Genomic DNA, 21,974 nt, shown 5'->3' with positions numbered 1-21,974 from the left:
GGATTCAAGCGTCGGCGACGGCCTCGGTGTACCGGCGGCCCAGGGTGCGGATATGGGCGACGAGTTCCGGCGGGCCGTCGACGCGGAAGTCCATCATCAGCATGGACAGGTAGATGGCGATCGTCTCCAGCGCGTCCGCGCCCGTGTAGAGCACGCAGGTGTCCGCGTCCACCGGCTCGACCACGCCGACGGCGGGATTGATCCTGGCGATGACGGTCTCGGCGGGCGCGAGCACGGTCACCCGGGCCTGCACCCGCCACCCGGTGGTGGCGATGTGGCGCATGACGAAGGCGACCAGGTCGTCGTCGGGAAGCGAACGCTCGGCGAAACGACGGGAACTCGTCTCCGCGCGCTGCACGCGGGCGACCGGTATCGCTCGCCAGGAGTGGTCTTCCAGGCTGTAGGCGACCAGGTACCAGCGGCGTTGCCAGTTGATCAGCCGGTACGGCTCGATCTCGACGGACGACGCGGCCCCGGCTTCGGCGATCCGGGCCGTAGCTCCGTCGCGAATGGCGCCGGCGAGGGTGGTGAGCACGGCGGCGGGAACCGGTGCGTCCGGCTCGCGCGACCCCGTCGTGGCCGGGCCGATGGCCGTCGCATCCCGCAGTGCCGATACCTTGCGCTGCAATCGTTTCGGCAGGATCTGGTCCAGTTTGCCCAGTGCCTTCGTGACGTGCTCGGCGATGTCCGCGATGCCGGTGGAGCCGTCCTCGGCGAGGCCGACCGCGACCGCCACGGCCACCGCTTCGTCGTCGTCCAGCAGTAGGGGAGGCATGGTCGCGCCGCGGCCGAGCCGGTAGCCGCCGATCGCGCCGCGTCCGGCATGCACCGGGTAGCCCAGCTCGCGCAGCCGCTGAATGTCTTGCCGCAGTGTGCGATCGGTGACGCCGAGGCGCTCGGCCAGCTCCCGGCCGGTGTACGCACGGTCCTGTAGCAGGGCCAGCAACCGCAGCAGACGCGGTGTGGTCGATGCCACTTTCGCCCTCCTCGCTGATTAGGAACAAAAGTAGCCTAATGGCCGAATAGGCTTGTGTCATCAGCGAGAACGACCGAAAGGCTCCGACATGAACGCCACCGCCACCGCCGCCGCGACTCTGCTCCCCGTTTGGCGGGACGTGCTCGCCGATTCCTACCGTGCGCTGGAGAGCGTCGTCGCCGGTGTGCGAGCGGATCAGTGGCACCTGCCCACCCCGTGCTCGGATTGGGATGTGACGCAGGTGCTGCAGCACGCCGTCGGTGACCAGCTGGCCTACGCCCAGGCCCTCGGCATCGGAGAGGGCCCGGCCCACAACCCGTTCGCGCCTTCCGGCACGATCGACGGCGCCCCCGGGGACGCGGTGCGTGCGGCGGTCGAGCAGACCGCTTTCGCCTGGACCACGGTCGACGACGCCACCGAAACCGTGCCGACGCCGCTGCCGCACGGCGCGCTCGCCACTCCGGTGGCCGCGGTCATGTGCGCGCTGGATGCCGGGGTGCACGCCTGGGACATCGCGATCGCGACCGGCCAGCCGTCACCGTTGACCGACGAACTCGCCGCCGCCCTGCTCATCGCCGCGCGGGCCGCTCACCCCGCGCCCGGCAGCGGCGAGACGGCCGAGATCATCGAACCGCTGCGTCAGTGGGGTGCTTTCGCCGCGATCGTCGACGGTCCGGCCGACGGCGCTCTCGGAGAGCTCTTGCGCTACTTGGGCCGCGATCCGCGCTGAGCCTGCCTGGCAGGACGCTGGGCTCACCTGGTGAGCCCAGCGGACGGCGTACCGGGCCTGGCCTGATCCAGCGATGCGGCGTCCAACGCCTCAGGGACAGCGGATTCCTCCGATCAGCTGGTCGGAGGCGTCGCTCTCCACGCGACGGAAATCAGCGCGCGGTGACGAATCCCTGGGTGACCATCCAGTCCCTGGCCACCTCCGCCGGCTCGCGTCCGTCCACGTCGACCTGACGGTTGAGTTCGGTGATGGCCTCGTTCGTGAGGCGCTGCGAGATCGGCGTCAGGATCGTGTCCACCTGCGGATGCGCCTCGGCGAAACTCCGGCGCATCACCAGCGCCGCGTTGTACTTCGGGAAGAAGCCGCGATCATCTTGCAGCAGAACGAGATTCAGCGCCGGTATGCGTCCGTCGGTGGCCGCGACCGAGCCGAAGCGGCACTGCCTGCCGTCGGCGGTCGCCTGGTAGACCACGGCGTCCTGCACGATCTGCTTGCGGACCTTGCTCGCGTCGATCTCGTACTTGCGGGCCAGGCCGGGAAATCCGTCCTGGCGGACGTTGAACTCGGTGCCGACGCAGATCGCCGCGGCGGCCGGATCGGCGGCGGCCAGTCTGGCGTAGTCCGACAGCGTGCGCACACCGGTCTCCTGGGCGGTGCGGGCGCTCATGACCAGCGCGTAGGTGTTGTTCATCGGCGCGAGCGCCGTCCAGAGCATGCCGTGCGCGGCGAGGTCGGCGTCGCGCACCGCCTGGAACTGGCCGATCTCGTCCGGCACCGGTGTCTCGTTGCCGAGGTAGTTGATCCAGCCCGTTCCGGTGTAGTCGTAGGCGAGGTCGATCTGCCCGTGCAATTGGGCATCGCGCACGCTGTTGGAGCCCTGGATGTTGGTCAGGTCGCGCACCTCGGCGCCCGCCGCCGAGAGAGCGAACTCGATCAGATAGCCGAGGATGTTCTGCTCCGTGAAGTCTTTGGAACCCACCGTGACCTGCACACCCTCCAGTTCGGGCACGGGTCGGATGCTGCCGGGGCCGACACGCAGCGGCACCGCGCCGCCGGATTGCAGCCCGCAGGCGGCCAGCAACGTCAAGCCCAGGCCGAGGGCCAGCGTGCGCCACGCCCGGATCATTTCAGCCCCTTCGGCCCGAGAAACGCTTCGGCGAGCGCGCCGAGCCAGTCCACCAGCAGGGCCAGCGCCACCGCGAGCACCGCGCCGACCACCAGGGTGACGTTGTCGCGCAGCTTGTAGCCGGTGTCGATCAGAATGCCGAGCCCGCCCGCGCTCACCAGGAACGACAGCGTCGCGGTGCCGACCGCGAGCACCAGCGAAGTGCGCAGCCCGGCCAGTATGTAGGGCACCGCGAGCGGGAATTCGATGCGCCGCAACACCGTCACGGCCGACATGCCCTGGCCGCGTCCCGCATCGATGAGCGTCCGGTCCACTTGCTCATAGCCCAGAATGGTGTTGCGCAGCACCGGAAGCAGCGAATAGAACGCGATCGGCGCCACGCCGATCCAGAAGCCGGTGGTGCGGGTGGCCAGGTAGAACAGCACGATCAGGCCGATCGCCGGTGCGGCCGCGCCGATATTCGCGATACCGACGAAAACGGGTGTGAGCCTCCGGAATCCCGGTCGCGTGAGCAGGGTTGCGAGCGGGACGGCCACCGCGACGACGATCAGCACCACGGTCGCGGTGATCCGCACGTGCTGCCAGGTGACGGTCGCGACGTTGCCCGCGTTCAGGCTCGCTTGCTGGGTGACGGTCAGGTCGCGGGCGAACGCCCACACCAGCACGCCCGCGGTGAGCACGAGCACGACCACCGGCTGCACGACCAACCGGATGCGCTCGGCCCTGCGCTGGGTGGCGGGTGACGCGGCGGCGTTGGTCATGGTGCGCCGTCCGTCGCGGAGCGCCCGGCTCCGTGCTCGGCGCGCAGGGCCGACAGGTGGCCGACCAGGGTGTCGATGGTGATCAGCCCGGCGTACTCGCCGCGCGCGCCGGTCACCACCGCGGTCGCGCTCTGATGGGTGAGCAGGGCTTCGAGCGCGTCCTGCAGCGTCGATTTCAGCGCCAGCGTCTCCGGCACCGGCGTTCCCAGATCGCGCAGCGAATCGGCGTGGGCCAGTTGTTCGGCCGAGACCCAGCGGCGTGGCCTGCCCTGACCGTCCAGAACCAGCGCCCACGGCCAGTCGCGGTCCGCGAGCGCGGCGCGCAACTCGTCGACGGTGTCCTGTTCGGTGGCGGTGGGGCAGTCGCCGAGTTCGACATCCCCGACCCGGGTCAGGGTGAGCTGTTTGAGCGAGGCGTCCGCGCCGACGAAACCGGCGACCGTCTCGTCGGCCGGGTCGGCCAGGATCGCCGCGGGTGTGTCGTATTGCAGGATCCTGGACCGGTCGCCGAGCACGGCGATGCGGTCGCCGAGCTTGACCGCCTCGGTGAAATCGTGGGTGACGAAGACGATCGTCTTGCCGAGTTCGCCTTGCAGCCGCAGCAACTCGTCCTGCAGCAATCCCCGGGTGATCGGATCGACCGCGCCGAACGGCTCGTCCATCAGCAGCACGGGTGGGTCTGCCGCCAATGCCCTGGCCACGCCGACGCGCTGCTGCTGTCCGCCGGACAGCTGGCGGGGATAGCGGTCGCGGAAGGTGCCTGGATCGAGACCGACCAGCTCGAGCATCTCGTCGACCCGTGCCGCGACGCGCCGCCGGTCCCAGCCGATCAGGCCCGGTACGGTCGCGACGTTCTTCGCGACGGTCAGGTGCGGGAACAGTCCCGCCTGCTGGATCGAATAGCCGATGCCGCGGCGCAACCGGTCGGGCTGGATCGTGGCCGCGTCGCGGCCGTCGATCGTGATGGTTCCGGAGGTGGGCTCGATCAGCCGGTTGATCATTCGCATGGTGGTGGTCTTGCCACAGCCGGACGGCCCGACCAGGACCACGATCTCGCCGGCCGGGATGGTCAGCGAGACGCTGTCCACGGCCGGATCACGCTGTCCCGGATAGTGTTTGGTCACTGCGTGCAGCACGATCTCGACGCCGGAGACGACGGATGCCGCGCGGCCGTCGCTGGTTTCGGTTTCAGTCACGAATTCCCCTGGAAGTGGTGAGCCGCCCGACCAGGACGTAGATCCCGTCGAGGACGAGTGCGAGGACGACGACGAGGATCGTGCCGACCAGCGCCTGTGGCACCGCGTTCGGGCTGCCGAGGCGCGCGAGTCCGGAGAAGATCAGGTTCCCGAGTCCGGGGCCCTTGGCATATGCCGCGAGGGCGAGAATCCCCATGATCAGCTGGGTGCTCACCCGCATACCGGCCAGAATCGCGGGCCACGCCAGCGGCAGTTCGATCCGGGCGAGCACCCGCAGCCGGTTCATCCCGACGCCGCGGGCGGCGTCGGTCACGGCCGGATCCACCGAGGCGAGTCCGATGATGGTGTTGCGCATGATCGGCAGCAGCGCGTACACCACGAGCGCGGTGATCGTCGGTGCGACACCGAGGCCGAGCACCGGGATCAGCAGGCCGAGCAGCGCGAACGACGGTACGGTGAGCACCGCGCCTGCCAGCGCGGAGGCGATCGACGAGCCGAACGGGCTGCGGTAGACCAGGATTCCGATCAGAACCGAGACCACCGTCGCCAGCAGCACCGATTGCACCACGGCCGAGACGTGCAGGTAGGAGTCGACCAGCAACTGGTGCCGCCGGTGCACGATGAATGTCCACAGCGTGTCCAGGGCCGTACCTCCCCATCGGCTGGTCTCTCCGGAGACTAGCGCGGTTTTCCCGGTGCCGTCCATGATTTCGGCTCCACCGGGTTGCCCCTCCGCTCGGTCGCCGAAACCAGGCGGACGGCGCGGGGAACCGTTCGGCGTGCTCGTGCGTCGAATTCCATAAGCTCGACAACAAAGTCACACGAACGAATCGGGGGAGCGATGACACAACAACGGGGATCGCGATCGGGGCGGTGGGTCGCGCTCGCGTTGGTGGCGCTCGGCGTGGCCGCCGCCGGGATCGCCGGTGGTCTCTGGTGGCAGGACCGTACGGACCACCGGGCGATCGCGGGCGAGCGCCTCACCGAGTTCCCCGCGCTGGACCGTTCGGCGCTCGACGCGGCCCAGGCCGGAATCGTCGCGGTCGCCGAGCGCGAGTTCGCCGATCCCGGCGCGGGGACGAAATACGCGGAAGGAGCCGAGGAGGCGTGGTGCGCCGATTTCGTCAGCTGGGTGCTGCGCGAGGCCGGTGTGCCGCTGGCCAACCCGAATTCGGGTTCGTGGCGGATTCCCGGCGTCTATACCTTGCGGGAGTATTACGAGAGCGTCGGCCGGTTCGTCCCGAGCGGCTCGAACTATCGACCGCGGACCGGTGACGTGCTGCTGTACGGAGAGCCCAGTCCGTTCGGACAACACACGAACATCGTCCTGCGAGTCGAGGGCGGCCAGGTGACCACGATCGGCGGCAACGAGTACGGCGCGGTGCGCATCCACCGGTTCGTGCTGGGCGACATAACCGGGGTGGTCGGTTTCGGCCGATTGTGAAGATCACTTCCATCGAACGGGATTCGACCGATATGCGGGTGAAACGGGGTGCCGGATAGTCCTACGATGGGAGGCGGCGGCGCCCGGCAGCGCCGCCGCCGGTCCCCGCCCTGCTTCCCCCTCATCGGCAGGACGGGGATCTCGGGCCGCAGTGCGTTCCGGGGTGGGACGAGATCGGTCGCGTACCGTGTCGGGTGTCCATCGAGAGGTGAGGGTTGCGGAACTAGCGATGCATCCGACCGACGAACCGAGTAGTGCGCCCGGCTGGATCGACTACGCCGAGTTCGGCGAGCGTTTCGTCACGCACGCCGTGAACGCCGCTCGTATCGAGTCCGCGGTCTCCGGCATGGCGGGCCGCGGCATGACCATCGGCCCTGTCTCGATCGGCCCGGCCGGGCTCGCCGGATTCGTCGCCGAGGGGAAGGTCGGCGCCCCGCGCGTACTGCGCAGCGGCCCGAAGGTCACCTTCGACGTCACCGTTCCGGTGTCGCTCACCTTGAAGGTGCTGCTCGGCGGCCGGAAACTGCGGCTGGAGGCCAGGGTGGAGATCGATCTGACCCTGCACGCCCGCACCGCCGAACCCGTGCTCGTCGTCATCGATATCCCACCGATCACCCAGCGGGACATCAGTTTCGTCTTGCGCGCCCAGGCGGTGGATTCGGCGTGGGAATGGTTGCTCGACCCGATCGCGGGCGTGGTGCAGCGAGAGGTCGCCTCCCGGGTGAACGCCATGCTTGCCGACCCGCAGACCCGCAGGGGGCTGGTGTTCGACCTCGAGGCCATGGTCGCGGGCAAGCGTTCGCCGTATCGCGACGAGCTCGCGTTCGATTGGATCGGCTACGACGAGTTCGGGCATCGGTTCTTCTCCCGCATCGTGACGCGCGAGCGAGTGTGTGACGTGGTGGAACGGCTGGCGGGCAGGCTGATCGAGGTCGGTCCGCTGCGGACCGGACCGCGCGCGAGCGCCGTCGTGACCGTTCGGGGAACGGTACGGATGCCGCGGCTGACGAACCGGTCGACGGAGCCGGTCGCGTTCGATCTGACCCTGCCGGTGAGCCTGGACATCACGGTCGACGTGCTGAAAGCCAATCGCTATCGCGCTGACGTCGAGGTGCCTTTGGTACTCACCGCCCGCGCTGCCGACCCCTTGCGGGTGGTGATCGACGTGCCGCCGCCCGACCCGGCCGACATTCGGATGGAATTCACCGCGCAGGGCGCCCGCGCGGCCGCGCTCGGTGCGCTCGCCGGGATAAAGAAGCAGGTCGTGGCGCAGGTGGCGGCGGTGATCCGCAAAGAACTGGCCGACCCGGCGATGCGCACCATCGATGTCGCCGCGCGCATCGACGGCATTGTGTGACCGGTCGCGTCGTCGAGCGTATGTGGCGAATGTGAAACGTGATTCTCCTGGGTCTAGCGGTTCCAGTGTGAATATGGTGAAATGAGTTCACGTTCGAGGCTCCCGGCGCGCGGTGATTTGGGGAAGGTGCGCCGGGCACGCTGCCATCCATGTCGGGTTGCGCGAAGGAGTCGACGATGCGTTCCAATTCGGTATCCCGGCGTGATCTGTTCGCCTACACGGCCGCCGCGGCCGTGGTCGGCATGACCGCCGCGGCAGCTCCCGCCTCCGCGCGACCCGTGCTGGGCACCCTCATCGATTACGCCGGAGGCGTTCCCTCCGCTGCGGCGATCCGCGACGCCGGACATATCGGCGTGATCCGCTACGTGTCCGATCGCAGGCCCGGCGCCGAGTGGATGGCGGGCAAACCGCTGCGATCCCCGGAGGTCGACGACCTAAAAGCGGCCGGACTGCAGATCGTCTCGTGCTACCAATTCGGCAAGGGACCGACCGCGGACTGGCGTGGCGGGCTGGAGGCGGGCAAGCGGCACGCCGAGCGCGGGCTCGCGTTGCACCGCGCCGCCGGTGGCCCGGACAACGTGCCCATCTACGCGTCCATCGACGACAACCCCTCCCCGGTCGACTTCGCCACCATGATCGCGCCGTACCTACTGGGCTGGCAGGCCGTGCTCGGCACGGAGAACACCGGCGTCTACGCGAACACCCCGACCATCGAGCTGGCCCGCGCCGCGAGCCTGGGTTCCTGGTACTGGCAGCACAACTGGGGCACACCCAAGGGCTTCGTGCACCCCGCCGCCAACCTGCACCAGGTCGAGATCGACAAGCAATCCATCGACGGTGTGGGGATCGATGTGAACAATGTGCTCACACCCGAATACGGGCAGTGGTGAGCAGCTGCCGCAGTACGTGCCTGCTCGTCTCCACCCCGTCTTTCGAGCGAAGCGAGACCGAGCGGCTGCCGAATATTACGTCTGGCAGTGGCTTATCGGGGTGACGCGCAGGTCGGGCTCGTCGTCCGGAACGACCCGCAGGGAGGGGCGGCTGTCCGGAGCCTCGTGATCGCCGAGCCAGGAGAGCAACGACCACCGGGACAGGCCGGAGAACGCGGAGCCGAGGCTGGCGAACGAGAACGACGAGATCGCCGACCCGAACGATCCCACGGATCCGATCGACAGCACCGAGCCCACGCTGCCGATGGACAGGACCGAGTAGGCCGAGCCGATCGACAGGATGGAACCCTCCGAGCGGATCGACAGGATGGAACGGTGCGAGCGCCTGCTCCGGATCGAATGACCCGGCTGTCTCGAACAGTCCGCGGATTTCGAGAAATCGGTGGTCGCCATAGATAGCGGTCTACCACAGTCCGGCCACCTCGTGTGGCTGCGCGGCAGATCGATACGAGGTATTCGCCGAGTCACCGCAACGCCGAAAGGGCGACGACCCCGATGGAGTCGCCGCCCTCGACCGGAAGCTCAGCCTACGGTGAAGAATCCGAGCGTCGGCAGGAAGGAGCAGGTCCGCGCCTCCGCGTCACCGGACTGGGTGGTCAGCGAGCCGGAGACGACCGCGACGACGCGGCCGTTGCCCGTGTCGGCGATCGCGGACAGCGTGGCGGGGCCGTCCGGGTTGATCTTGGCCTCGTCGGTCAGCGGCAGGACGCCCGACTGGCGGGTGTCGAGGTTCAGCCACTGCACCGTCATCGGCGGGTTCTGCACCGGCGTCGGCCCCTTGGTGCCGAGCGCGGTGAAGACGAACCCGGTCTGTCCCGCCTGCGGGCCGGGTGGCGGCAGCGTGGCGGGCCCGGGCACGGCGAGGGCGGTGCCCACCGAGTCGGCGGACGGGCCGATGCAGCCCTTGCCGATGCTCGGGTAGAGGAACTGGGCGATCACCGGTCCGTCCTGCGGCACCTCGGGGCCTCCGCCGCCGCTGCCGTCCAGGAAGGTGATGATCCGTTCCAGCGTCGACTTGATCTGCGGCGGAAGGTTCAAGGTGGCCAGCAGCCTGCGGGCCTGATCGAGGATGGCCGACTGCGGACCCGCGACGCCGGCCGGGCTCGCGATATCCGCGGGGCCCGCGACGGCGCCGACGATGGCTGGGGCGAGCGCGGCCAGCGCGTCCACGGGAACGCCTTCGGGCACCATGGGAACGCTGTTCGTAGTCGCCACGGGGGCGGTCGCGGGAGCCGCGATTGCTGTCGTCGGCGCGGCGAGCGTGGCACTCGCCGCGACGGCGAGTGCGGACAATGCGATCCGCGATCCTCGGGTGCGAAGCACTGGTCTGGCCGTCCTTACCTCGGGGTACATCTGGGTTCGATTGCTAAAAGCCATCGTTTCGGGGGTCACTCTAGGGACATTGCGGCTATGTGTACAGCTGCGGCGTCCGGAAAGCGCCGTGGACGATCAGTGTTAGCAGAAGATACCGCGCCCAGATGTTACTGATGTGAAAGTTGATGCAAATGTTATCGGTGGTTCGAGGGTGGAACCGACCGGATTCGCGCTGCGGCTAATCTAATCGGTGCCGTCCGCGCTGTCGCCTCGACATCGAACTCCGGGCGCGCCAACCGACGCACCGCACCCGAGCCGAAAGCCAGCGATTTGAATCGTCACCTCCGATGGGCCGTGTCGGTGCTTGGCCTGTCCGTGCTGGCCCGGCTGCTCTGGATGCTGCTGTCCCCGAATGGGATGAACCTCGTCGACCTGCATGTCTACGTCGGCGGGTCGGCCGCGTTGTTGACCGATCAGCTCTACGACTTCACCTATGCGGAGAAGACTCCGGACTTCCCGTTGCCGTTCACTTATCCGCCTTTCGCGGCGTTGGTGTTCTTCCCGCTGCACTATCTGCCGTTCACCCTGGTCGCGGTGGCTTGGTTGCTGGCCATCGCCGCGGCGCTGTACGCGGTGGTGCACGTCAGTCTCGAGCTGCTGTTCGGGGCGCAGCGGCTGCGCACACCGCAGTGGCGGGCCGCCACCGTCGGGTGGACCGCGCTCGGGCTGTGGCTGGAGCCGGTCCGAACCACGATGGACTACGGCCAGGTCAATGTCTTCCTGGTGCTCGGTGGGATGCTCGCGGTTCGCAGTTCGCGGTGGTGGCTGTCGGGTGGACTGGTCGGAATAGTCGCGGGCATCAAACTGACGCCGGCGATCACCGGGTTGTACTTCGTCGCGCGCAAGCGCTGGGCGACGGTGGCGTGGTCGGCCGTGGTCTTCGGCGCGACGGTAGGGCTGAGTTTCCTGATCGCGCCGGTCGAGGCGCGTCGGTATTTCGGCACACTGCTCGGTGACGCCGACCGGATCGGTCCGGTGGGCTCGGTGTGGAACCAGTCGCTGCGGGGCACACTGAGTCGCATCCTCGGCTACGACGTCGAGTCCGGCCCGTGGTGGATCGCGGCCGTGCTCGTCGTGGCGGTGCTGGCGTTCCTGGCTTGGCGCGCGCTCGGCGCGGACGACCGGCTCGGCACGCTGATCGTGGTGCAACTGTTCGGACTGATGGTCTCGCCCATCTCGTGGTCGCATCACTGGGTGTGGCTGCTGCCTACGGTGCTCTGGGTGGTGTACGGGCCGCTGCGCCGGGCGCCCGGCGCGCGGGTGATCGCCGGGTACTGGCTGGTGACCATGCTCGTCGGCGTGCCGTGGGTGCTGTCGTTCTTCCAGGATTCGATCTGGACCATCTCGCGCCCGGGCGTACTGGCCTGGCTCGGCGCCGTCGACGTGCTCGGCGTCCTGGCGTTCTACCTCTGGGTGATCCGCTTCGGAGCCAGGTACACGCGATCGGCCGAGGACGAAGAAGCGCGCGCAACCACCGAGGGCCCCGCGCGCACCGCATAAGGTACTCGCCCGACTCTGCTTCGATCAGCGTCGAGCGGCGATCAGCGGAGACTCGAACTTCCGGCTGGAACGCGACACGGCGGCCCAACCCGCGGTTTCGAGCGAAGCGAGACCGAGCATGTTCCCTTCGCGGCCCGGCTCGCGTCCGAGTGGCCGCCGCGTTCGCGACGCAGTCGCCAGCGGCGGTCGCTCGGACGCGAGCCATAAGAGGGCCGCGAACACGCAGCGCCGAAGGCGCTGCAAATCAACACAGCCGGTCTATTTCATGTGCCAGTGCTACATCCAGCGCGGTGAGCCCGCCCGCCGAGTGTGTCGACAAGCTGAATGTGACCTTGCGCCAGCGGATATCGATGTCGGGGTGATGGTTCGCCTCCTCCGCTACTTCGGCGACGCGGCGCACCAGTTCGATGCCCGCGGGGAAGGTGGCCGCCTCGACGGTGCGCGTCAGGTTGTCCCCTGACCTGGACCACTCCGGCAATTCGGTGAGAGCGTCGACGATTTCGGGTTCGGAGAGCAGTGCCTGCTGCGCCATAACACTCCTTACTACTCGCCTCGGGCCGCCCCGGAAAGGGTGGCGGCGGGGGTCAGGCAGCGCGCGCCTGCTTGAGTGCCTTCTTCAGATCCTTGCCGGTGACACCGGCCGCTTCGCACTTCTTCATCCGCATGATGACCACGGGGCACTTCACGCAGCGCGTCTTCTTCCGACAGCACTTCTTCTTCGGTTTCAGGCTCGAAACCTTCTTGGCTTTGACCTTGCCCACGGCGGTTAGCATACCCTTAGTACAAAGGCTGAAACGGTGCCTCGAACCGACTGCCGGTAGGGTATAGCTCGCCGCGCTGCCTGGTGAGTTTCGATTCTCCACCTGTTCGCAGGGAGACCGGCGTGTGCGTCAGGCCCCGGAGGCGGCAGCCTGCGTAATCACGGAGAGTCCGTGCACGCCGGACACCGAGCACCGTCGGCTCCAACACCGAACAGCAGGAGGATTCAGGCGTGTCGTCTGCACGCGATTTTCGCAACGTCGCCATCGTGGCTCACGTCGACCACGGCAAGACGACCCTGGTCGACGCCATGCTGCGCCAGTCGGGCGCCTTCGCCGAGCGGGCCGAGCCCGTCGATCGGGTGATGGACTCCGGCGACCTGGAACGCGAGAAGGGCATCACCATTCTCGCCAAGAACACGGCGGTGCACCGGCATCACCCGGACGGCTCGGTCACCGTGATCAACGTCATCGACACCCCCGGCCACGCCGACTTCGGTGGCGAGGTCGAGCGCGGCCTGTCCATGGTGGACGGCGTGGTGCTGCTGGTGGACGCGTCCGAGGGGCCGCTGCCGCAGACCCGGTTCGTGCTGCGCAAGGCGCTGGCCGCGTCGCTGCCGGTGATCCTGGTCGTGAACAAGACCGACCGCCCCGACGCCCGCATCGAAGAGGTCGTCGAGGAGAGCCACGACCTACTGCTGGACCTGGCCTCCGATCTCGACGACGCCGCCGCCGAGGCCGCCGAGCTCGCGCTCGACCTTCCGGTGCTGTACGCCTCCGGTCGTGAGGGCAAGGCGTCCAAGGAGCGTCCGGAGAACGGCAACGCCCCGGCCGCGGAGAATCTGGACGCGCTGTTCGACGTGCTGCTGGAATACATCCCCGCGCCGAAGGGCGATGCGTCCGCGCCGCTGCAGGCGCACGTCACCAACCTGGACGCCTCGGCGTTCCTCGGTCGTCTCGCGCTGGTCCGCATCCACAACGGCGAACTGCGCAAGGGACAGAACGTCGCGTGGATGCACGCCGACGGCGTCAAGCAGGTGAAGATCACCGAACTGCTGCAGACCGTCGGCGTGGAGCGCAAGCCGGGCGAGCTGGCGGTGGCGGGCGACATCGTCGCCATCGCGGGCATTCCGGACATCATGATCGGCGACACCCTCGCCGACATCGATGATCCGGTCGCGCTGCCGCGCATCACCGTCGACGAGCCCGCCATCTCGGTCACCATCGGCACCAACACCTCGCCGCTGGTCGGCCGGGTGCAAGGGCACAAGTTGACCGCCCGCATGGTGAAGGCGCGTTTGGACCAGGAGCTGGTCGGCAACGTGTCGCTGCGCGTGCTCGACATCGGGCGCCCGGACGCCTGGGAGGTGCAGGGCCGCGGTGAGCTGGCGCTGGCCATCCTGGTCGAGACCATGCGCCGGGAGGGCTTCGAGCTGACCGTCGGCAAGCCGCAGGTGGTCACCAAGCAGGTCGACGGCAAGGTGCACGAGCCGTACGAGGAGCTGACCATCGACTGCCCCGAGGAGTACCTCGGCGCGATCACCCAGTTGCTGGCCGCCCGCAAGGGCAAGATGGTGCAGATGAGCAACCACGCCGCGGGCTGGGTGCGGATGGAGTTCATCGTTCCCTCCCGTGGCCTGATCGGTTTCCGCACCGACTTCCTCACCGAGACCCGCGGCACCGGCATCGCCAACGCCGTGTCGCACGGCTACGCGCCGTGGGCGGGCGAGATCCGGGCCAGGCACACCGGCTCGCTGGTCTCCGACCGGTCGGGCTCGGTGACGCCGTTCGCGATGATCCAGCTGGCCGACCGCGGGCAGTTCTTCGTGGAGCCGGGCGCGGACACCTACGAGGGGCATGTCGTCGGCGTCAATCCGCGCGCGGAGGATCTGGACATCAACGTCACGCGCGAGAAGAAGCTGACCAACATGCGCAGCTCCACCGCCGACGTGATCGAGACCTTGGCCAAGCCGTTGCAGCTGGATCTCGAAGGCGCCATGGAGTTCTGCGCCGCCGACGAGTGCGTGGAGGTCACCCCGGAGGTGGTCCGGGTGCGCAAGGTGGTCCTCGGGCAGAACGAGCGCGCACGGGAACTGTCCCGGCGCAAGGCGCGCGACCGCGCGGCGCTGTAATAACTTGTGTGCCACGGTATTCGGTGTCACCGCGGGTGGCACCGAATACCGGGCAGAACCGCTGGTCGGGCAGTCGCGGGCGCTCGCATCGTGTGGGTGTACCGCGAGCCTCGCGTTCGACTCGGGCCCCGCGGGTGTGATCGCAATTCCTCGCATCACCAGGCATGGTGGCAATCGGAAGAAATTCGAGACGGCCCCGTGATGCGTGCCGTGGTGAAGTCGGGTGCCCCATATTCGAGGGCTGATCGGTTTCGTTGTCGGTAATTTCGATTTGTGATCGTCTCAGCCCTTGGTATGCAGGTCCGAAATCGGTTCGTTCGCGTGGAATAAGTTTCCGAGGCGACGGCTGGTGGGAAATTTGGTAATTGTCGACCACTACCCGTCATGAGGGCAGTGGTGGCGGGTGAAAATAATTGTCTGTGCCGTGCGCCTGTTTTATGTTGTCGGCACCCGTGGTCATCCAGAGCTGTGAGCGCAATGAGATTTCTCATGCTATCGAGGGGCCTCGACGCTGGTTGGGCCAGCCCCTGTGTGGGTTGTCGCCGTGTCGGCCGAATGGTCGACGAAAAGAATTCGTCTCCCGTTCGGCGTGTCGGTGCAAACGTTCACTTCATGTCCGAGTCGGCAGCGCGTGTGGTTGCGTAAACGACACCGATGCGCATACGGATTGCGGTGCGTAGGGCGCGGCGGGCTATTGTGCCGCGACGGTACGCCGAATATTTGCCGAGGTTCGACACGGTTTGTATGGGTGATGTCACGACCCTGCGACGCTGCTGTGTTTCCGCGCTACGCATATCCGTTCGACCGGGTTGTTTCCGCGCTGGTCAGCAGGAATCTGGGAACGGACTCGACCGTACGGTAGAGTTCCCAAGCGTGAAAGTGGGCGCAGGAAAACGCGCAGCGTGGCGCACGTTGTTGCCGGCCGTGGCAGTGCTGACCTTGATCAGCAGCTGTGCGGCGAATCCGCCGCCGCCCATCGAGAGCACCGACAGTCCGAAGACCACACCGGTCAAGCCCGCGGAGACGACCGTCGTCGTCGCTTTGGACACCATCGGCACCGCGTTCAACCCACATCTGCGCTCGGACCAATCCGCCGCCACCTCGGCGATCGCCTCCCTGGTCCTGCCGAGTCCGTTCCGGCCGGTGCTCGATCCGGCGCGGCCAGGGACGACGGCCTGGGTGCCGGATTCGTCGCTGCTGGTCTCCGCCGAAGTCACCGCGCAGGAACCGTTCACGATCACCTACAAATTGCGCAACGAAGCGTCCTGGTCGGATGGCGCGCCGATCGCGGCCGAGGACTTCCGCTACCTGTGGCAGGAGATGATCTCCGAGCCGGGCGTCGTCGACCCGGCCGGCTACCGGATGATCTCGGACGTCAATTCGTCGGCGGGCGGCAAGACGGTCACCGTCGTGATGACGCAGCCCTACCCCGGCTGGCGGGAGCTGTTCACCGATCTGCTGCCGTCTCATCTGCTCAAGGACGCGCCCGGCGGATTCGCCAGGGGGATGAACGGTCAGGTCAACGGTGTCCGGGTGTCCGGGGGGCCGTTCGGGATCCGCTCGGCGGACCCGGGCCGTGATGAGATGCTGCTGGAACGCAACGACCGCTTCTGGGGCACACCGGCGATGCCGGGCCAGATCCTGCTCCGCCGCGGCGGCACCACCGCGCAGCTGGCGGGCTCGCTGCGTACCGGCGACGTACAGATGGCGCTGGTCCACGGGGGCGTGGCGACCCAGGCGCAACTGGGGGCGATTCCCTCCGTGCGCACCACGATCATGCCGCAGTCGCGAGTGCTGCAGATGGCGCTCAACGGACGCAAAGGCGACTTGAGCGATCCCCGGGTCCGCTCGGGTGTGCTGGCCCTGCTGGACCCTGCCCTGCTGGCCACGGTCGGCGCGCAGACCGGCAACTGGGTGGAACCGGCGCGCGCGCAGGTGCTCGCACCATCCGATCCCGGATACGCCCCGACCGCTCCGCCGCGTCCATCGGCGGAGGAGGCGTTCGCGCTGCTCGCCGCCGCGGGGTACGGCCGGGCGCCGGAGCCGCCGCCGGCGACCTCCCCGACCTCGCCCGCCCCGCAGCCGCGCACCGTCGGCAAGGACGGCAAGCCGCTGGCCGTGCGCATCGGCGCGGTCGACCGGGACGCCACCGCCTTGGCCGTGGCCAATACCGCCGCCGACCAGCTGCGCAGCGCGGGCATCGACGCCACGGTGCGCAGTGTCGCCGCCGACGAGTTGTACGGCAAGGAACTGCTCGAGGGCACGGTCGACGCGATCGTCGGCTGGGAGGTGGCCGGTTCCGATCCGGCGACCGTGCTGGCTTCCAGGTATGGCTGCCCGCCGCCCGCGCTGCCAGGTGTCACCGGCCCGGCGCAGGCCATCGCCGAGGCGGCGCAGCGGGCGCCGAGCAACCTGTCCGGCGTGTGCGATCCGACCCTGCAACCCGCGATCGACGACGCCCTGCGGGGCGGCGACGTGGGACGGGTGCTCGCCGAAGCCGAACCCAAACTGTGGGCCATGGCGACCGTGCTGCCGATCGTGCAGGACAACGCCGTCGCCGCGTCCGGTCCTCGGCTGGACGGCTCCTCGCTCAGCGGCGCGATCCAGGTCGGCATCTTCGGCGACGCGTCCATGTGGCGCAGGATCCCGTGACCGCGGGGACCGGTGGGCTGCTTCTGGTACACGCCCACCCGGACGACGAGTCCATCACCACCGGCGGCACGATCGCGCACTACCGCCGTCGCGGCGTGCCGGTCACCGTGATCACCTGCACCCTCGGTGAGGAGGGCGAGGTGATCGGCGCCGACTGGGCGCTGCTCGCGGCGGATCACGCCGACCAGCTCGGCGGCTATCGCATTCTCGAGCTGACCCGCGCGCTGGACGCGCTGGACGCGGGTCCGCCGCACTTGCTCGGGGGCGCGGGACGCTGGCGTGACTCCGGAATGGCGGGCACACCCGCCGCGAACAAGCCGCGCGTCTTCGTGCGCTCCGGAGACGAGGCGGTGCGGGCTCTCACGGACGTCGTCCTTCGTCTGCGGCCGCGCGTGGTCGTCGGCTACGACCCGAACGGCGGCTACGGCCATCCGGACCACATCCGGGCGCACGAGATCACCACGGCCGCCGTGCATGCCGCCGCCGGCGAAGGCTGGGATGTTCCGAAGTACTACTGGACCGTCACCGACGCCGACATGCTGCGTCTGCACACCGCGGCGCTGGCCCGGCGCACGGCCGCGGGCCTGCCCGGCGCGCTGCCGCCCGGTTGGCGACTGCCCGCCGAGGGCGAACTGGCGAGCGTGCCCAGCGACGCGGTTACCACCACGATCGACGTCTCCGAGGTGCTTTCGGCCAAGCGCGCCGCGCTGCGGGCGCACGCCACACAGGTCACGGTCGCGCCGTCCGGCCGGGAATTCGCCTTGTCGAACGGTATCGCTCAGCCGGTGTTGCCCGAGGAGCACTTCATCCTGGTGCGGGGTCGGCGCGGTCCGCTCGGTCCGGACGGGCGGGAGCACGATTTGTTCGCCGCCCCGGAGTGACTGATCTCGTCGACGGCGGTGCGGCCGCTACCCGAGATTTACGGACATTCCACATAATTCGCCCGCCGTTTTCGGAACTTGTCCGGGCGGCGACCTCCTGTACCCCCAGGGCTGGCAGTTGGCGGTATCGGCGCGGCGGGTACGGTTCGGCGTGATCTCGGCACATCGAAACGGAGGATCCGTCGGTTCATGGCAGCGCGCGGCGACAACGCCCACCTCAGCATCGAGGACCACGGATACCACAAGAGTCTGAAGCCGCGCCAGCTACAGATGATCGCGATCGGCGGCGCCATCGGCACCGGCCTGTTCCTCGGCGCCGGTGGGCGGCTGGCCAGTGCCGGACCCGGGTTGTTCCTGGTCTACGGCGTGTGCGGGTTCTTCGCGTTCCTCATCCTGCGCGCGCTCGGCGAATTGGTCCTGCACCGGCCGTCGTCCGGGTCGTTCGTCTCCTACGCGCGCGAGTTCTTCGGTGAGAAGGCGGCGTTCGTCGCGGGCTGGATGTACTTCCTGAACTGGTCGATGACCGGCATCGCCGACACCACCGCGATCGCGCAGTACTTCCACTATTGGTCCGGGTTCTCCGCCGTTCCGCAATGGTTGCTCGCGCTGATCGCGCTGGTCCTCGTGCTGGGCGTCAACCTGATCTCGGTGAAGTGGTTCGGTGAGATGGAGTTCTGGGCCGCGCTGGTGAAGGTATTCGCGCTCAGCGCGTTCCTGATCGTCGGCACGATCTTCTTGCTCGGCCGCTTCACGGTGCGGGGCGCCGCGACCGGGACCAGCGTGATCGCCGATCACGGCGGCCTGTTCCCGACCGGCGTCATGCCGTTGGTCGTGGTGGTGTCCGGTGTCGTATTCGCTTATGCCGCTGTCGAATTGGTCGGCACCGCGGCGGGGGAGACGGAGCATCCGGAGCAGGTCATGCCACGGGCGATCAATTCGGTGATCCTCCGGATCGCCGTCTTCTACGTCGGTTCGCTGGTCCTGCTCGGATTGCTGCTGCCGTACACGCGATACACGGCCGACGAGAGTCCGTTCGTCACCTTCTTCACCATGCTGGGCGTCCCCGGCATCGGCAGCGTGATGAATCTCGTGGTGCTGACCGCGGCGTTCTCCAGCCTGAACGCCGGCCTCTACTCGACCGGCCGCATCCTGCGGTCGATGTCGATCAACGGCAGCGCGCCGAAATTCACCGGGGTGATGGGCAGCAACGGCGTTCCCTACGGCGGCATCCTGCTCACCAGCCTGATCGCGCTGGTCGGCATCGCGCTCAACGGCCTCGTCCCGGATCAGGCGTTCGAGATCGTGCTGAACATGGCGTCGCTCGGCATCGTCGCCTCCTGGGCCACCATCGTGTTGTGCCAGCTGCAGTTGTGGCGCTGGTCCACCCGGGGACGTATCCAGCGGCCCGCCTTCCGCATGTTCGGCGCGCCCTACACCGGTCTGCTCACGCTGGTGTTCCTGTTCTTCGTCGTCGTGCTGACGGGGTTCGACTATCCGGTGGGGACCTGGACCGTCGCGACCATCGCCCTGATCGTCCCCGCGCTGATCGTCGGCTGGTTCGCCGCGCGTAAACGAGTGCTGGCCATAGCGGCGCAGCGTGGCGACCCGACCGGCGAACCTCCGGTGGTCGCCGCCCTGCCTGCCGACCGGGAGAACTGATCGTGCGCCCGATCGCGCCGGAATAGACTCGGCAGTATGTACAACTGGGAGGTCCAGAACGCGATCGCGGCGTTCGTCGACAGCATGCGGCCGCACTGGCAGGAGCAGCACGACCTGTATATGACGGTGCTGTACGCGTTCGCCGACATGCAGAGCCACTTGTTGACCCTCCTCGGCTACCCGCCGGTGCCGTGACGACGAAGATCGACGACCACGCAGGCGATCGCGCTCCCGTGGCATCCGGCGCCACCCGTATCCCCGTAGGCCTCCTCGGCTCGGTGATCCTCGTGATCCTGATCGTGGACGCCCTGCTCACCCTTGCGCTCGAGGTGCTCTACCTGCCGATCTATCTGGGCTCGGTCGTTTTCCCGGTCTCCGCCGCCGTGGCGGGAGTGGTGAACGTCCTGCTCGTCGCGGGTGCGCGAACGGTGACCCGGCGTCCCGCGCTGCTGGGCCTTCCGCTGGTCGCGTGGGCGTTCGGCTTCCTGGTCTGCGCGAGCGCCGGGCCCGGCGGTGACATTCTGCTCGGCAGTGATTGGCGGACGGCGCTGTTGCTGTTCGCCGGGCTGCTGCCGCCGCTGGCCTACCTCTACGTCCAGGCGAACGCGCACGTCTTCGGCCGCCGCTGACTCACGCGAGCCGGACCGCCAGGGTCGCGATCACGGCCTCGGTGCGAACGCGCAGCGCGGCTGTGAGCACCGGTCCGCGCGGATTGTGCAGCGGGCGTTGCCACCAGTGCCGGGCTTCGACATGCGCCAGCAGCACTGTGACACCCAGCCCGGCGGCGGTCTGCTTGCGGACGTAGCCGACGAGCGTCGACACCAGGCTGCGATGCGGGCAGGGGAGCACCGCGAGCGGCACACCGGGATCCCACTCCTTCCACTGGGCGCTGAGCCGTTTGGTCGTGGCCGGATCGATGTCCGCGGCCACCGCGACGATCTCGCCCCGCATGCGCAGCGCGGCTTCCAAGGCGCGATAGGTCACTTCGCTCATGGTGACCACCGGGACGACCACCAACTCCTTGGCCTCCGGCGCCGGTCGCGGCGGCGGCGGGATTTCACGCAGTCGCAGCTGACGCGCGACGCCGGCGTAGTAGTTCTCGATCCGGAAGAAGAGGCCCACCAGCGCGGGAATGATGAGCAGCAGCAGCCACGCGCCCTCGGTGAACTTCTCCGCGAGCAGGACGACGCCCGCGACGGCGGTGAGCGTCGCGCCGAATCCGTTCAGCAGTGCCCGCGGCAACCACCCGCGGTCGCGCACTCGCCACCAGTGCAGGACCAGACCGGTCTGGCTGATGGTGAACCCGATGAAGACGCCGATCGCGAAAACCGGCAGCAGCCGGTGGGTTTCGGCGTCGACCGCCAGCAGCACCAGCCCGGCCAGCAAGGCGAGTGCCGTGACCCCGTACCGGAAGACCGGACGCTCCGACCGCAGCGCGAACAGCGACGGCGCCCTGTGGTCCTTGGCCAGCAGCGCCAGCAGCACCGGGAGCCCGCCGAAACTGGTGTTCGCCGCAAGCAGCAGCACCGCGGTGACCGCGAGATTGGTGAGGTAGAACAGCCAGCCGGTGCCGAACGCGGCCGCCGCCAGCTGGGCCAAGATGGTCACATCCGGGCGCGGCGTGACGTGGTGCTCGCGGATCAGCACGGCCAGGCCGAGCAGCATCGCGCCGAGCAGGATGCCAAGCGCCACCTCGGTGTGCTGCGCGCGGCGCACCGCGGGGGTGCGGAAAGCGGGCACGGCGTTGGCGATCGCTTCCACACCGGTCAGCGACGAGCATCCCGCCGCGAAGGCCTTGAGCAGCAGAACGATTCCGAGCGCCTCGACCGGCTCGATCGGACCCGGGTCGCCGCCGATCATCGCGGCCGGCTCCGGCCGCAGCAGCCCGACAACGATCACACCGCCGATCAGGACGACGAACAGGATCGTCGGCCCCATCAGCACCCGCGCGGATTCCGCCACTCCGATCAGGTTGATCACGGTCAGCGCCGCGAGGCCGATCAGCGTCATCGGTAGCAGTTCGTGGGCCAGGGCGGGAAAGGCGCTGGCCAGGCTGGCCGCGCCGGCGGCGAGGCTCACCGCGACGGTCAGCACGTAGTCCACGACCAGGCTGGCGGCCGCGAGCAGCGCGGCGGGCCTGCCGAGCTGCTTCTTGGCGACCGCGTACGCGCCGCCGCCGTCCGGATGCACGGCGATCACTTGCCGGTAGGAGAGCACCAGTACGAGCAACAGTGCGGCGATCGCGCAGGCAACCGGCAGCGTCCAGGAGACGGCCGCCGCGCCCGCCGCGACCAGCACCAGCACGATCGCCTCTGGTCCGTAGGCCACGCTGGACAACGCGTCCAGGGAGAGCGCGGCGAGCCCGCCCACCGCGGTCAAACGGAACTTGTCCGCTCGCTGCATCTGCCGAACCCGGCGGTCGGCGATCCGCGGCTCCGTATGGTGCGGCTCGGTCTTGGTCACCACAGCGTCCATTGA

The 21,974-nt window shown here is 68.5% G+C and carries 21 protein-coding genes; 11 read left to right on the top strand and 10 right to left on the bottom strand.

The genetic code is table 11. The annotated features are described in order from the left end of the window. Positions 1-4: 4 nt before the first annotated feature. Positions 5-976 carry a helix-turn-helix transcriptional regulator gene (locus ACIA5H_RS13210; protein ID WP_397076112.1) on the bottom strand — a complete coding sequence of 324 codons (972 nt, stop codon included), beginning with the start codon at positions 974-976 and terminating at the stop codon, positions 5-7. A gap of 88 nt (positions 977-1,064) precedes the next feature. Here ACIA5H_RS13210 and ACIA5H_RS13205 point away from each other — a divergent pair, with 88 nt between their 5' ends. Continuing rightward, complete coding sequence (locus ACIA5H_RS13205) at positions 1,065-1,706, top strand: TIGR03086 family metal-binding protein (protein WP_397076110.1); 642 nt, start codon at positions 1,065-1,067, stop codon at positions 1,704-1,706. 151 nt (positions 1,707-1,857) lie between these two features. Here ACIA5H_RS13205 and ACIA5H_RS13200 read toward each other — a convergent pair whose 3' ends face one another. The 4 genes from ACIA5H_RS13200 to ACIA5H_RS13185 are packed head-to-tail and all read right to left on the bottom strand — an operon-like array spanning position 1,858 to position 5,432. Beyond that, a complete protein-coding gene (locus ACIA5H_RS13200) occupies positions 1,858-2,832 on the bottom strand; it encodes a glycine betaine ABC transporter substrate-binding protein (RefSeq protein WP_397076108.1) in 975 nt (324 codons plus the stop codon). After that, a complete protein-coding gene (locus tag ACIA5H_RS13195) occupies positions 2,829-3,593 on the bottom strand; it encodes an ABC transporter permease (protein ID WP_379255997.1) in 765 nt (254 codons plus the stop codon). The genes ACIA5H_RS13200 and ACIA5H_RS13195 overlap by 4 nt, the downstream gene beginning before the upstream one ends. After that, a complete protein-coding gene (locus ACIA5H_RS13190; protein ID WP_356966665.1) occupies positions 3,590-4,789 on the bottom strand; it encodes an ATP-binding cassette domain-containing protein in 1,200 nt (399 codons plus the stop codon). The genes ACIA5H_RS13195 and ACIA5H_RS13190 overlap by 4 nt, the downstream gene beginning before the upstream one ends. Beyond that, positions 4,782-5,432: an ABC transporter permease gene (locus tag ACIA5H_RS13185; protein WP_355078669.1), complete on the bottom strand. Its 651-nt coding sequence runs from the start codon at positions 5,430-5,432 to the stop codon at positions 4,782-4,784. Before ACIA5H_RS13185 ends, ACIA5H_RS13190 begins: the two co-directional genes overlap by 8 nt. Before the next feature lie 198 nt (positions 5,433-5,630). Between ACIA5H_RS13185 and ACIA5H_RS13180 the strand changes: the two genes are divergently transcribed. From ACIA5H_RS13180 to ACIA5H_RS13170, 3 genes are all read left to right on the top strand, one after another. Further along, positions 5,631-6,233, top strand: coding sequence for a CHAP domain-containing protein (locus tag ACIA5H_RS13180; RefSeq protein ID WP_397076105.1), 603 nt, complete (start codon positions 5,631-5,633; stop codon positions 6,231-6,233). 229 nt (positions 6,234-6,462) lie between these two features. Beyond that, positions 6,463-7,590: a hypothetical protein gene (locus ACIA5H_RS13175; RefSeq protein WP_397076103.1), complete on the top strand. Its 1,128-nt coding sequence runs from the start codon at positions 6,463-6,465 to the stop codon at positions 7,588-7,590. Between the two features lie 176 nt (positions 7,591-7,766). Continuing rightward, on the top strand, positions 7,767-8,480 hold the full coding sequence (locus ACIA5H_RS13170) for a DUF1906 domain-containing protein (protein ID WP_379255993.1): 714 nt from the start codon (positions 7,767-7,769) through the stop codon (positions 8,478-8,480). A gap of 75 nt (positions 8,481-8,555) precedes the next feature. On the opposite strand, the gene ACIA5H_RS13165 is transcribed toward ACIA5H_RS13170, so the two are convergent. Together ACIA5H_RS13165 and ACIA5H_RS13160 are read right to left on the bottom strand one after the other, a co-directional pair. Continuing rightward, the gene (locus ACIA5H_RS13165; RefSeq protein ID WP_379255991.1) at positions 8,556-8,933 is read right to left on the bottom strand and encodes a hypothetical protein; all 378 of its coding nucleotides are present in this window, start codon (positions 8,931-8,933) and stop codon (positions 8,556-8,558) included. A 129-nt stretch (positions 8,934-9,062) separates the two neighbouring features. Continuing rightward, positions 9,063-9,863 (bottom strand): hypothetical protein, encoded by an 801-nt coding sequence (locus tag ACIA5H_RS13160; RefSeq protein WP_355078659.1) that lies wholly within the window; start codon positions 9,861-9,863, stop codon positions 9,063-9,065. Between the two features lie 321 nt (positions 9,864-10,184). Here ACIA5H_RS13160 and ACIA5H_RS13155 point away from each other — a divergent pair, with 321 nt between their 5' ends. Continuing rightward, positions 10,185-11,414, top strand: coding sequence for a mannosyltransferase (locus ACIA5H_RS13155; RefSeq protein ID WP_379255990.1), 1,230 nt, complete (start codon positions 10,185-10,187; stop codon positions 11,412-11,414). Between the two features lie 244 nt (positions 11,415-11,658). On the opposite strand, the gene ACIA5H_RS13150 is transcribed toward ACIA5H_RS13155, so the two are convergent. Both ACIA5H_RS13150 and ACIA5H_RS13145 read right to left on the bottom strand, forming a co-directional pair. Then, complete coding sequence (locus ACIA5H_RS13150) at positions 11,659-11,946, bottom strand: 4a-hydroxytetrahydrobiopterin dehydratase (RefSeq protein ID WP_355080355.1); 288 nt, start codon at positions 11,944-11,946, stop codon at positions 11,659-11,661. A 52-nt stretch (positions 11,947-11,998) separates the two neighbouring features. Further along, positions 11,999-12,175 (bottom strand): hypothetical protein, encoded by a 177-nt coding sequence (locus ACIA5H_RS13145; protein ID WP_356966658.1) that lies wholly within the window; start codon positions 12,173-12,175, stop codon positions 11,999-12,001. 230 nt (positions 12,176-12,405) lie between these two features. On the opposite strand from ACIA5H_RS13145, the gene typA reads away from it, so the two are divergent. The 6 genes from typA (at position 12,406) to ACIA5H_RS13115 (ending at position 20,125) form a co-directional block, all read left to right on the top strand. Then, the gene (gene typA / locus ACIA5H_RS13140; protein WP_355080358.1) at positions 12,406-14,304 is read left to right on the top strand and encodes a translational GTPase TypA; all 1,899 of its coding nucleotides are present in this window, start codon (positions 12,406-12,408) and stop codon (positions 14,302-14,304) included. A 924-nt stretch (positions 14,305-15,228) separates the two neighbouring features. Then, positions 15,229-16,956 (top strand): ABC transporter family substrate-binding protein, encoded by a 1,728-nt coding sequence (locus ACIA5H_RS13135; RefSeq protein WP_397076097.1) that lies wholly within the window; start codon positions 15,229-15,231, stop codon positions 16,954-16,956. Continuing rightward, on the top strand, positions 16,953-17,837 hold the full coding sequence (gene mshB, locus ACIA5H_RS13130) for an N-acetyl-1-D-myo-inositol-2-amino-2-deoxy-alpha-D-glucopyranoside deacetylase (RefSeq protein ID WP_397076095.1): 885 nt from the start codon (positions 16,953-16,955) through the stop codon (positions 17,835-17,837). Before ACIA5H_RS13135 ends, mshB begins: the two co-directional genes overlap by 4 nt. 189 nt (positions 17,838-18,026) lie before the next feature. Then, the gene (locus tag ACIA5H_RS13125; RefSeq protein WP_379255984.1) at positions 18,027-19,496 is read left to right on the top strand and encodes an amino acid permease; all 1,470 of its coding nucleotides are present in this window, start codon (positions 18,027-18,029) and stop codon (positions 19,494-19,496) included. Between the two features lie 36 nt (positions 19,497-19,532). Beyond that, positions 19,533-19,691: a hypothetical protein gene (locus tag ACIA5H_RS13120; RefSeq protein WP_169332723.1), complete on the top strand. Its 159-nt coding sequence runs from the start codon at positions 19,533-19,535 to the stop codon at positions 19,689-19,691. Next, the gene (locus ACIA5H_RS13115; RefSeq protein ID WP_379255982.1) at positions 19,688-20,125 is read left to right on the top strand and encodes a hypothetical protein; all 438 of its coding nucleotides are present in this window, start codon (positions 19,688-19,690) and stop codon (positions 20,123-20,125) included. Before ACIA5H_RS13120 ends, ACIA5H_RS13115 begins: the two co-directional genes overlap by 4 nt. Before the next feature lies 1 nt (position 20,126). Here the strand turns inward: ACIA5H_RS13115 and ACIA5H_RS13110 are convergent, their stop codons facing one another. Next, entirely contained in the window at positions 20,127-21,959 is a 1,833-nt protein-coding gene (locus ACIA5H_RS13110) for an APC family permease (RefSeq protein WP_397076467.1), read from the bottom strand. Positions 21,960-21,974: the final 15 nt, after the last annotated feature.

This window comes from Nocardia sp. NPDC051900, assembly GCF_044452545.1.
GTDB lineage: Bacteria > Actinomycetota > Actinomycetes > Mycobacteriales > Mycobacteriaceae > Nocardia > Nocardia sichangensis.
This window is presented reverse-complemented; position numbering and strand designations above follow the sequence as displayed.

What these genes read in the sequence shown, in the direction of transcription:
- ACIA5H_RS13205 (WP_397076110.1), top strand. Translation starts at nt 1,065, where the DNA reads ATGAACGCCACCGCCACCGCCGCCGCGACTCTGCTCCCCGTTTGGCGG.
- ACIA5H_RS13200 (WP_397076108.1), bottom strand. Translation starts at nt 2,832, where the DNA reads ATGATCCGGGCGTGGCGCACGCTGGCCCTCGGCCTGGGCTTGACGTTG.
- ACIA5H_RS13195 (WP_379255997.1), bottom strand. Translation starts at nt 3,593, where the DNA reads ATGACCAACGCCGCCGCGTCACCCGCCACCCAGCGCAGGGCCGAGCGC.
- ACIA5H_RS13180 (WP_397076105.1), top strand. Translation starts at nt 5,631, where the DNA reads ATGACACAACAACGGGGATCGCGATCGGGGCGGTGGGTCGCGCTCGCG.
- ACIA5H_RS13175 (WP_397076103.1), top strand. Translation starts at nt 6,463, where the DNA reads ATGCATCCGACCGACGAACCGAGTAGTGCGCCCGGCTGGATCGACTAC.
- ACIA5H_RS13170 (WP_379255993.1), top strand. Translation starts at nt 7,767, where the DNA reads ATGCGTTCCAATTCGGTATCCCGGCGTGATCTGTTCGCCTACACGGCC.
- ACIA5H_RS13165 (WP_379255991.1), bottom strand. Translation starts at nt 8,933, where the DNA reads ATGGCGACCACCGATTTCTCGAAATCCGCGGACTGTTCGAGACAGCCG.
- ACIA5H_RS13150 (WP_355080355.1), bottom strand. Translation starts at nt 11,946, where the DNA reads ATGGCGCAGCAGGCACTGCTCTCCGAACCCGAAATCGTCGACGCTCTC.
- ACIA5H_RS13125 (WP_379255984.1), top strand. Translation starts at nt 18,027, where the DNA reads ATGGCAGCGCGCGGCGACAACGCCCACCTCAGCATCGAGGACCACGGA.
- ACIA5H_RS13120 (WP_169332723.1), top strand. Translation starts at nt 19,533, where the DNA reads ATGTACAACTGGGAGGTCCAGAACGCGATCGCGGCGTTCGTCGACAGC.